The 2,313-nt window shown below is 63.0% G+C and carries 3 protein-coding genes and 1 pseudogene; 2 read left to right on the top strand and 2 right to left on the bottom strand.

Annotation, left to right across the window (positions count from 1 at the left end; all coding sequences use genetic code 11):
• Position 1 precedes the first annotated feature (1 nt).
• Positions 2-727 carry a class E sortase gene (locus VIQ49_RS24775; RefSeq protein WP_331889243.1) on the top strand — a complete coding sequence of 242 codons (726 nt, stop codon included), beginning with the start codon at positions 2-4 and terminating at the stop codon, positions 725-727.
• Positions 728-1,167: 440 nt separating this feature from the next.
• Positions 1,168-1,242: pseudogene (locus tag VIQ49_RS24770) on the top strand (ATP-binding protein); the annotation flags it as partial.
• A gap of 436 nt (positions 1,243-1,678) precedes the next feature.
• Here the strand turns inward: VIQ49_RS24770 and VIQ49_RS24765 are convergent.
• Both VIQ49_RS24765 and VIQ49_RS24760 read right to left on the bottom strand, forming a co-directional pair.
• Positions 1,679-1,960, bottom strand: a complete 282-nt coding sequence (locus VIQ49_RS24765; RefSeq protein WP_331889242.1) for a type II toxin-antitoxin system RelE/ParE family toxin — start codon at positions 1,958-1,960, stop codon at positions 1,679-1,681.
• Positions 1,957-2,247, bottom strand: a complete 291-nt coding sequence (locus tag VIQ49_RS24760) for a type II toxin-antitoxin system Phd/YefM family antitoxin (protein WP_414731717.1) — start codon at positions 2,245-2,247, stop codon at positions 1,957-1,959. The genes VIQ49_RS24765 and VIQ49_RS24760 overlap by 4 nt, the downstream gene beginning before the upstream one ends.
• Positions 2,248-2,313: the final 66 nt, after the last annotated feature.

Genomic DNA, 2,313 nt, shown 5'->3' with positions numbered 1-2,313 from the left:
CATACTCCTGCTTTTCGTCCTCTACGAAGCGTTTTGGACCAATATCGCCTCGGGGCGACTGCAGGACAAAGTGAACGCCCAATTGGAACAATCCTGGGCTGTAGATCCCGTGGCGGCCGGCAATCAGCCAGTCCTCCCGCTGGTCCCGGCGCTCGGCGAAGGGTTCGCGCGCGTGCACTTTCCCACACTCGGCACCGCGTACGCCGTCGTCGAAGGCACACGCAACGAAGACCTACGGGCCGGACCCGGCCACTACACCGACACACAAATGCCCGGCGAAGCGGGAAACTTCGCACTCGCCGGACACCGCAACGGTTCCGGCGCAGTATTCCAACACCTGAATGAATTGGGTGCATGCGATGCCGTCATCGTGGAAACCCAGTCCCAATGGATGACCTACCGACTGCTCCCCCTCGACACCGACTCTCTAGATAGGCGTGCGGCTGCGGAAGCCTGCCTGAGCCCCGAGCAGGCCGATCGCGTCTCCGACGGCGACTACGCTCATGTCCGGGGACGAGACATCACAGTGCCCGGCGACATCGAGGTCGTCAATCCACTTCCCAGTGCCCCGTGGATCGAGCCTGACCCCGGATTGGAAAGCATGCTGACGCTCACCACGTGCCATCCACTGTTCTCGAACACCGAACGCATGATCGTCCATGCAGTACTCGTCGAAACCATTCCGAAGTCCCCGGGCAACTCTCCCGCGGCATTGCAGGAGCACTAAATGTACGCCTACCTCTGGGACATACTCCCCGGCCCCCGACCAGTGAAAGCCCTGCTGGTCATCATTCTCCTTGTCGCGGTCGTATTACTTCTCATGGAAAGCGTATTTCCCTGGCTCTCCGTGCACATGCCCTACTCCGACGTCACCGTATAGGGATCCACTCGCAACGACCCCTCTGCTCGGACCTGACGGACACACCGATCGGACGTAATCGTTACCAGGTCCCGCCAGATGGACGAATCGCATCGTTTAGGTGGCGGTCTTTTCGTAGAGATACCTGACCATCTGCGATGTCGAATCGGAACTGGCGGGTGTCTCGAAAATTTACAGCTTTCCGCGACACCGAGCCGACCGGATTCGCCCATCAGTTCAGCGCGGGAGGTAGACCGCGACAGTGTCTCGGAAAGTCATCTCATCGCCGCAGGTGTCCCACGAACCCTCGACCCGATGACTTCACCGACGCGCAAGCTATCGCCGCGATCGAACGCATCACGCGAGGCAACTTCCGTCTCCTCGCGCCAGTCGAGAGGCGATATACCGCTTCGGATTTCAGCTGTCGGTACCGACGCGGCCGCCCCTAGGCCATCGAGCATCTTCGCCAAAGCGCGGACGGTCGCGGCGTCGCTCATGTCGGCACCTCGGGCGCATCCGAGGGTGGCACCGGTCCGCCTCTCGGCGCCGCGGAGTCCGCGGTAGGCGTCAAGCAACTCCACTTGCTCGTCGTAGGTCAGAATCCTGGCCGGCGGCTGGTTTCGCTGCGTCGACGCGGGTGCTCGGCGGCCGAGGCGAAACGTTCGAGTCCACTGCGAGAGTCGGCCGATGCGCGTGTGAAGGGAGGGCATGGGTCACGTCCATTTTCAGTGATCCTGGGCGGGTACGAGTGTGTCCGGTAAAGTCCCCGAAATTCGGAAATCCTCTCTTCCGGTCCAGCTCGGAGTCCCGGCATGGGCCCTAGGTGCGGTAGGCGTCCGCGCGGTGAGAGATGGCAGTGACCTGCACTCGGCGCGTGTCCTCGTCAATGAGGTACAGGACCCGGTATGTACCGCGCCGCGCGGAGTAGGCCGGCGCGAGCGGCGCAGAGAGCTTCTTGCCGACACGGTGTGGGTTCTCGAGCAGCACTCCGGTGATGAACTCGTAGACCGCGGCCGCAACCTTCTCGGGCAAGTTCTGTTTCAGTGCGCGGGCCGCCGACCTGGCGATGGTGAGGGTGTACGGCTGGTCGGGCGCGCTCACTCGTCGTCGGTCTTCGCGGCAGCGAGGAACTCGGCGAGCGAATCGGCGTCGAGGACGTCGTCGGCCTGAACCTCGGCCATGCCGGTGATGTGGTCGGCGAGCAACGACTCGTCGGCGAGGACGGCGATGGTCTCACGCAGGGCGTCGTAGTCGTCGGCACCGAGGAGCACGGCGACGCGATGCCCGTTGCGAGTGATCTCGAAGCGCTCATGGGTGCGCTCGGCCTCGTCGACGAGACGAGAGAGCTGCGCCCGTGCATCTGCCACCGGAAGAGTCGTCATGTACACAATTCTAGCTAGAATTCGGGATGGGTCCCAGTCCAGCGCCCTGGCTCAGCAGCCGGGCTGGTCAAT

Origin of the sequence: Williamsia sp. (genome assembly GCF_036566845.1) — a bacterium.
GTDB lineage: Bacteria > Actinomycetota > Actinomycetes > Mycobacteriales > Mycobacteriaceae > Williamsia.
Note: the sequence above shows the minus strand (reverse complement) of the source record. Positions and strands in the feature narration are given on the sequence as shown.